At 63.7% G+C, this 7,077-nt stretch carries 8 protein-coding genes and 1 rRNA gene; 6 read left to right on the top strand and 3 right to left on the bottom strand.

Annotated elements, in window-relative coordinates:
• The 6 genes from rrf to H9X91_RS06745 all read left to right on the top strand — a co-directional run.
• Positions 1 to 105 (top strand): 5S ribosomal RNA (gene rrf, locus H9X91_RS06770); the annotation flags it as partial.
• Between the two features lie 289 nt (positions 106 to 394).
• A complete protein-coding gene (locus H9X91_RS06765) occupies positions 395 to 1,066 on the top strand; it encodes a VanW family protein (protein ID WP_338111957.1) in 672 nt (223 codons plus the stop codon).
• Between the two features lie 241 nt (positions 1,067 to 1,307).
• Entirely contained in the window at positions 1,308 to 1,574 is a 267-nt protein-coding gene (locus tag H9X91_RS06760) for a hypothetical protein (protein WP_204803779.1), read from the top strand.
• A 52-nt stretch (positions 1,575 to 1,626) separates the two neighbouring features.
• Complete coding sequence (locus H9X91_RS06755; protein WP_204803777.1) at positions 1,627 to 2,040, top strand: DUF2752 domain-containing protein; 414 nt, start codon at positions 1,627 to 1,629, stop codon at positions 2,038 to 2,040.
• 110 nt (positions 2,041 to 2,150) lie between these two features.
• A complete protein-coding gene (locus H9X91_RS06750; protein WP_204803776.1) occupies positions 2,151 to 2,645 on the top strand; it encodes an RNA polymerase sigma factor in 495 nt (164 codons plus the stop codon).
• Positions 2,638 to 3,696 carry a hypothetical protein gene (locus H9X91_RS06745; RefSeq protein ID WP_204803775.1) on the top strand — a complete coding sequence of 353 codons (1,059 nt, stop codon included), beginning with the start codon at positions 2,638 to 2,640 and terminating at the stop codon, positions 3,694 to 3,696. Before H9X91_RS06750 ends, H9X91_RS06745 begins: the two co-directional genes overlap by 8 nt.
• Positions 3,697 to 3,758: 62 nt before the next feature.
• Here the strand turns inward: H9X91_RS06745 and glyA are convergent, their stop codons facing one another.
• From glyA to dinB, 3 genes are all read right to left on the bottom strand, one after another.
• The gene (gene glyA, locus H9X91_RS06740) at positions 3,759 to 4,997 is read right to left on the bottom strand and encodes a serine hydroxymethyltransferase (protein ID WP_204803791.1); all 1,239 of its coding nucleotides are present in this window, start codon (positions 4,995 to 4,997) and stop codon (positions 3,759 to 3,761) included.
• A 181-nt stretch (positions 4,998 to 5,178) separates the two neighbouring features.
• On the bottom strand, positions 5,179 to 5,766 hold the full coding sequence (locus H9X91_RS06735) for a 5-formyltetrahydrofolate cyclo-ligase (protein ID WP_204803774.1): 588 nt from the start codon (positions 5,764 to 5,766) through the stop codon (positions 5,179 to 5,181).
• Positions 5,763 to 6,977 carry a DNA polymerase IV gene (gene dinB, locus H9X91_RS06730; RefSeq protein WP_204803773.1) on the bottom strand — a complete coding sequence of 405 codons (1,215 nt, stop codon included), beginning with the start codon at positions 6,975 to 6,977 and terminating at the stop codon, positions 5,763 to 5,765. The genes H9X91_RS06735 and dinB overlap by 4 nt, the downstream gene beginning before the upstream one ends.
• Between the last annotated feature and the right edge of the window lie 100 nt (positions 6,978 to 7,077).

Here is a 7,077-nt window from a genome sequence, read left to right as displayed (position 1 = left end):
TTAGGGCGAGGGTCCACCCGTTCCCATTCCGAACACGGTAGTTAAGCTCGTTCCTGCCGACAATACTTGGCTGGCGACGGCCCGGGAAAATAGGTAGCGCCAACACAGAGAGACAGTCTATGGACTGTCTCTTTTTGTTACTCTTTGTTATCGTTTTGCGGTGAATTCTCTTGAGATACCTCCTAAAATAGAGTAAAATACCGATGAAGTCGAAACAGCAGAGGAGGCTTCCTGCATGGTCGATCCGCAAAACAGGCAGCTCAGACCACCTGTCCACCGCAGCTGGCTCCGCCTGCGGTTGGGAAAGCTCTATTATGGCGGGCGGCGCAGGATGCTTTGGTTGTCTCCCCGGTTTCACTGGGCCAGACGGCGCAGGGCAGAACGGCTGCCCTGTGTGCAGTTTACCCATGCTACGCCGCTGTACCGTCATCTGCGGGGGGAGGATCGGATCCTTCAGGAGAACAAGGTGGTCAATTTACAGCTGGCGACAGCGCGTCTGGATGGGCTCGTTCTGTATCCCGGTGAGACATTCAGCTATTGGCGGCTGATCGGAAAGCCCAGCCGCCGGAAGGGGTACCGGGACGGCATGGTGCTGTTCCTGGGCCGGATCGGCAGCGATGTGGGTGGAGGGCTCTGCCAGCTCTCCAATCTGATCTTCTGGATGACGCTCCACACACCGCTGACCGTGGTGGAGCGGTACCGCCACTCTCACGACGTGTTTCCGGATGCCAATCGTACCCAGCCCTTCGGCAGCGGTGCCACCTGCGCCTATCCCCACCGGGATCTGATGATCCGAAATGACACAGATCAGCCTTTTCAGCTTTGCGTCCGGGTAGGGGAGCGGGAATTGGAAGGGGAATGGCGGGCGATGTCACCGCCGCTCTGCCGCTATGAGATCGTGGAGCGGAATCACCGGATGGATCAGGCCTCCTGGGGCGGCTACATCCGGCATAATGAGCTGTACCGCAGGACCTATGACCTGGATGGCTGCCTGCTGGAGGACGCCTTTCTCTTTGCAAATGACGCGATCATGATGTACAGTCCGCTTCTGCCGGACGAATCCTGAAGGAGACAGGGATGCAGGCCAAAAGATGGCGATGCGGATCCTGTGCTGTGATTTGATCTGCGGGCTTGCACGCCCTCCGCGGCTTCCGTATTTGGGGAGCTAATTGGAGCGTGAGCGCAGAGGCGGAGCATGGGAAGACGGGAATGCCGTTCCCGGCAGGGAGTTTGGAAGGCGGGCTTGTATTTCCGCCGGAAAGATGGTAGACTGATTCCAGAACGTTTGAAAGAACGAGGTATTGAACATGGATGCGAAAACAACAGGTATCGTCGCCTATATCACTTGGATCGGCCTGGTGCTGGCTTTTGTACTGGGCGATCGGGAGGGTGCCAAGTTCCACCTGAATCAGGCACTGGTCATCTGGCTGGCAGGACTGCTGAGCTTTATTCCCTGCATTGGTTGGCTGTGGGGCATCTTCTGCTTTATCTGCGCGGTGATGGGCTTTATTTCTGCCGTCAACGGTGAGGAGAAGGCCGTTCCCCTGCTGGGGCAGATCCGGCTGCTGAAGTAACGCCGAAAAGCCGCGCACAGCGCGGCTTTTTGCTTTTATGGGAGGGATTTGGATGCGGGGACGTCCCATGACAGACCGCGAGGCTTACCCGGCGGCCTGGATCACACTGGCTGTGCTGGCCGGGGCCTTTCTCCTGTGGCGTTTTGTTCTGGGGGAACCCACTGTCAGCCGCTGCTGGATCTGGGAACACTGGCATGTCTACTGTCCCGGCTGCGGGGGGACCCGGGCACTGATGGCTCTGGCCCGGGGACAGTTGGGACAGGCCCTGCGGTATCATCCGCCGGTGGTGGTCACATTGTTTCTGGCAGCGGCTTATCTGCTGACCCAGACGGTATGGCGGCTCCGGGGAAAGCGGGGGTTGGTCCTGCACTATCACCGCCGCTGGCCGGCCCTTCTGGTGGGGCTGTTCTTGGTGAACTGCCTGGTGCGGGACGTGCTGTGGCTGGGCTTCGGCATCCCGCTGTAAAGGACATAACGGCCGTCTCTTCAAGAGACGGCCGATTTTTTTCGGTCAAGCCGTAACAATTTGGCCCGCTGGCGGGTCATACAGGCAGAACAGGAGAGAGGGGGGAGGACATGGCGGTGCCGGAACAGGAGCGGGACCGGTTCTGCCGGGTGCTGCACGAGAGCCGGACCAGCCTGTACCGGCTGGCACTCAGCATCACCCGGAACAGCGATGACGCTCAGGAGGCGGTGGCAGAGGCGGTCTGCCGGGCCTATGAGCGGTATCCCCAGCTGCGGGAGAAGGACAAGCTGCCCCAGTGGCTGCTGAGGATCACCGCCAACGAGGCCCGCCGCCTCTGCCAGCGGCGGAGCCGGACCGTGCCCTTGGAGGATCTGCCCGCGGAACCGGCGGCCCCGGAGCGGGAGACGGGGGACGGCGCCCTGTGGCAGGCCGTCCAGAGCCTGCCCCGGGATCAGCGGGAGACTGTGGTGCTGTTCTACTATGAGGACCTGCCCACGGAGGAGATCGCCCGGATCCTGGGGACGACGCCGGGGGCAGTGCGGGTCCGGCTGAGCCGGGCCCGGGAGAAGCTGCGGAGCATCTTAAAGGAGGGAGATCATGGATGAGCTGGACGCCCGCCTGCGGGCAATGGCAAAACGGGAGCATTTGACGCTGCCCACGGCTTATGAGACGACCATGGACAGCCTGGAGGAGCAAGTCCGCCAGGGCACCCTGCCCCGGACCGGAAAGCGGCGGCTGGGGAAGCGGGTGCTGGTCCTGGCGGCGGCCCTGGCCGTGCTGGCCTGCGGCTTTGCTGTAGGGGCGGCACACTTGAACTGGCTGAGCCCAGTGGTGGACGACGGCGGCAGCAGCCTGATAGGGACCTATTCTGTCCAGGTAAACCAGACCGTAGAGGGGCGTCACTGTGATCTGACACTGGAGAACGCCATCACCGACGGCCGGGTGATCTACTGCCTGGTGACGGCCCGGTATGACGAGACGTTCCCGGATATCGACGACGTGATGGAGGACACCATTTTGATGGCGGGCAGCTGGGCGGACGTCGTCAGCTGCTGGCGGGTGGACCAGGGGGAGGAGCCCAACACGGCCCGATTCATCCTGGCCACCGGGCAGGTGTCGGAAACCGCCCCGGAGGACCGGGAGGAGAACTACCTGGGCCGGGAGGTGGAGCTGGTGGTGAAGATGCTGAACGACCGGGACACCGGCGTCATGCACACCATAGAGATCTTTGCGTTCCAGGTTCGGATGAACGATACGATCCCAAGCCGGGAGGCCGCCTGGCCCGACGGCACCCAGGCGGTGGTGACGCCCCTGCGGGCGGGGATTACCTTCACCACAGAGGTGGATGCCTGGCCGGTGTTTGCGGACGCCGGGGCCTATGAGGACTGGAACGAGCACATCCTGGCGGAACTGGACCCCACGTTCCGCTTCGCGGACGGGGAGACCTTCGGCCCGGAGGATGTGCTGATGGAGGAGATCCAGCGGGGGACCCACGGCCCGAGTCTGAGCTTTACGGACCTGGGGGATCCCACGGATCTGGACAGCACCCGGCAGATCCGCTGCAATCTGTACCTGCTGGCTCCCATCCTGTTGGACCCGGAGCAGATCACCGGCCTGGAGCTGGGTGGGGAATGGTATGAGTTCCCGGCGGAGTGAGCTGAGCAAAACAGGAGCGCCCCGGAGAGCTTTCGCTCTCCGGGGCGCGTTCTCATAGCAGATCAGTCCAGATACAGCGGGAACCGCTTGCACAGCTCCGCCACTTCCCCGCGGACCTGCTCCGCGTGGTCCGCGTAGTCCTCCCGAGCCATCAGGCCCATCCATCGGGCGATCTCCACCATCTCCGGCTCCCGGAAGCCCCGGGTGGTGACGGCGGGGGTGCCCACCCGGATGCCGCTGGTGACGAAGGGCTTCTCCGGGTCGTTGGGGATGGTGTTCTCGTTGACGGTGATGCCCACCTCATCCAGCCGGTGCTCGTATTCCTTGCCGGTGAGGCCGAAGTGCCGGGTGTCCACCAAAATCAGGTGGTTGTCCGTGCCGCCGGACACCAGCCGAAAGCCCTGCTTCACCAGCTCCTCCGCCAGGATGCGGGCGTTGGACACCACCTGCAGGCCGTAGGCCTTGAACTCTGGCCGCAGGGCCTCCCCCAGGCACACGGCCTTGGCGGCGATGATGTGCTCCAGCGGGCCGCCCTGGGTGCCGGGGAACACGGCGGAGTTGATCTTCTTGTACAGGTCGTCGTCATTGCACAGGATCATGCCGCCCCGGGGGCCCCGCAGGGTCTTGTGGGTGGTGGTGGTCACCACATCGGCGTAGGGGATGGGGGAAGGATGGACGCCGGCGGCCACCAGGCCGGCGATATGGGCCATGTCAACCATCAGCCAGGCGCCCACCGCGTCGGCGATCTCCCGGAATTTTGCGAAGTCGATGGTGCGGGGATAGGCACTGGCCCCGGCCAGGATCAGCTTGGGACGGCACTCCCTGGCGAGGGCAAGGAGCTGATCGTAGTCAATGGTTTCTGTGTCATCGGACACGCCGTAGGGGACGATGTGGAAGTATTTGCCGGAGATGTTCACCGGGCTGCCGTGGCTCAGATGGCCGCCGTGGGCAAGATTCATGCTGAGCACTGTGTCGCCGGGCTGCAGCAGGGCGAAAAACACCGCCAGATTGGCGTTGGCGCCGGAGTGGGGCTGGACGTTGGCGTGCTTGCAGCCGAACAGCTGGCAGGCCCGCTGCCGGGCCAGCTCCTCCGTCACGTCCACGGCGGCGCAGCCGCCGTAATACCGCTTACCCGGATAGCCCTCCGCGTATTTGTTGGTCAGGCAGGTGCCCATGGCCAGCATGACCGCCTCGCTGACGATGTTTTCAGAGGCGATCAGTTCGATGTTGTGCTGCTCCCGATCGAATTCCGCCTGGATGGAAGCGCCGACTTCAGGGTCCGCCTGAGAGAGAAGATTCATAATATCCTGGATCACGGGGAGGGTCCTCCTTTGTGTGTGATTGTCTCTGTGCGAGAAGCCTTCTCCAGCTTACCAGACTTCGCGGACCATGTCAAGAAAACGAAAGGTAATACCCCTACAAAATGTTGTGGAGATCCACGCCGGCTTTTGATGATTTTGCGGGAGGCGGACCTTTCCGCCCTCACTCCGGCCGGGCGGGGGTGCCGTCCTCGAACAGACCTGCCTCTGTAATGACCCAGGGAATGGGGTAGTCGTGGAGGTCGAAGGGGATCTCCTGCCGCAGCAGCCGCTCCCGGCACAGCAGCACCGCCGCGCCCCGGTAATGGGCCAGGAAGCGGTCGTAGTACCCGCCGCCACGGCCCAGCCGGCGGCCCTCCCGGCTGCAGGTGACACAGGGGATCACCGCCAGGTCGATCTGGTCCGGGGAAAGGGCGGGACTGTCCGCCGGGGGCTCCAGGATGCCGTAGGCGCCGGGGGAGAGCTCCTTCAGGTCCCGGACGGCCCGCAGCTCCATGACCCCGTCCGTCACGCACAGGGGGACGCACAGCGTCCTGCCGTCGGCCAGGGTCCGCTCCAAAATGGGGCGGGTATCGATCTCCCGCCCGGCGGAGACGAAGCAGAATACCGCTCCGGCACTCCGGTACTCCGGCAGGGACAGCAGGTGCCGGGCGATGGCCTCGTCCGCCGCTGCCCGGTATCGGGGAGAGAGCTGGGATGCCAGGCGGCGCATGGTCTTTCGCAGCTGCTGCTTTTCTGTGTCTGTGGTCATGGCAGGGGATCCTCCTCTTTTTCCGGACGGGAGGCGCCGTAGGAGATGACGTCGCTCCCGTATTTTCCCCGGAGGCGGTCCATGGCCGCCTCCAGCTTTTCCTGTCTTTCCTTCTTGGGCGCCGCCCCGGCAGTGAACAGATCCACCTGTTCATAGGCGTCCTCCGACCGTACCAGATGGATGGCGGTGACCGTCAGGGCCCGGACCGGGGCAGGGGGCTTCCACAGCTGATGAGTCAGGTCCATGGCTGCCGCCGTCAGCTCCCGGATCAGGTGCGTGGGGGCGGACAGCTGCATCTGGCGGGACCGGTCGTGGAACTGAGGATCCCGCACCGTCACCTGGAGCCCGCCGGCGTACAGGTCGCTGTGCCGCAGCCGGGTGGCCACGGAGTCCGCCAGTACGGCGATACCGCCCCGGACCTGCTCCGCCGTGGTGAGATTCTTGGGGAATGTGGTGCCGTTGCCCACGGACTTCACCATCTCCTCCTCGTACCGGGAGCGGACGGGGTCCGTGTCCAGCCCGTTGGCATAGTCGTGGAGCTGGCCCCCCATTTTGCCCATCAGGGTCTCCAGCGCGTCCCGCCTGCAGGCCGCCAGCTGCCCGATGGTCTTCACGCCGAACTGAGCCAGGATCTTCCGGGCGGCGCCGCCCACATACAGCAGCGCCCCCACCGGCAGGGGCCAGACCAGGCTTTTCCAGTTGTCCCGGGAGATGACGGTGGTGGCGTCGGGCTTTTTGTAGTCACTGCCCAGCTTGGCAAACACCTTGTTGAAGGAGACGCCCACCGAGAGGGTCAGGCCCATCTCCCGGCGCATCCGCTGCCGCAGATGGTCCGCCAGGGCCTTGGCGTCCCCGCCGAAGAGGTGGAGGGTGTGGGTGACATCCAGCCAGCTCTCGTCGATGCCGAAGGGCTCCACCAGGTCGGTGTACTGCTCATAGATGGCATTGACCTGTTTGGAGACCTGCCGGTACAGGCTGTGATGGGGCGGCAGCAGCACCAGTCCCGGGCACTTCTTCCGGGCCTGCCAGATGGTCTCCGCCGTCTGGACGCCGAACTTCTTGGCAGGCTCATTTTTCGCCAGGATGATACCGTGGCGGGAGATGGGGTCCCCGCAGACAGCCGTGGGAACGTCCCGCAGGTCCGGGTGGCTCCGCAGCTCCACGGAGGCGTAAAAACTGTTCAGATCGCAGTGCAGGATGATCCGGTCCATGGCCCCGCCTCCTTTCCGCCCTCTATCATAGCACATCTGTTCGCCCTTGAAAAGAGCGGTGGGGCTTGCCGGGAGGGGAAGATTCTGATATATTGATCTT

Source organism: Oscillibacter valericigenes (assembly GCF_016902445.1).
In the GTDB taxonomy this organism is placed as follows: domain Bacteria; phylum Bacillota; class Clostridia; order Oscillospirales; family Oscillospiraceae; genus Oscillibacter; species Oscillibacter avistercoris.
Note: the sequence above shows the minus strand (reverse complement) of the source record. Positions and strands in the feature narration are given on the sequence as shown.

Bases quoted from the DNA above. Each gene is read 5' to 3' on its own strand.
- H9X91_RS06760 (WP_204803779.1), top strand. From the start codon at position 1,308: ATGGATGCGAAAACAACAGGTATCGTCGCCTATATCACTTGGATCGGC.
- H9X91_RS06755 (WP_204803777.1), top strand. From the start codon at position 1,627: ATGCGGGGACGTCCCATGACAGACCGCGAGGCTTACCCGGCGGCCTGG.
- H9X91_RS06750 (WP_204803776.1), top strand. From the start codon at position 2,151: ATGGCGGTGCCGGAACAGGAGCGGGACCGGTTCTGCCGGGTGCTGCAC.
- H9X91_RS06745 (WP_204803775.1), top strand. From the start codon at position 2,638: ATGGATGAGCTGGACGCCCGCCTGCGGGCAATGGCAAAACGGGAGCAT.
- glyA (WP_204803791.1), bottom strand. From the start codon at position 4,997: ATGAATCTTCTCTCTCAGGCGGACCCTGAAGTCGGCGCTTCCATCCAG.
- H9X91_RS06735 (WP_204803774.1), bottom strand. From the start codon at position 5,766: ATGACCACAGACACAGAAAAGCAGCAGCTGCGAAAGACCATGCGCCGC.
- dinB (WP_204803773.1), bottom strand. From the start codon at position 6,977: ATGGACCGGATCATCCTGCACTGCGATCTGAACAGTTTTTACGCCTCC.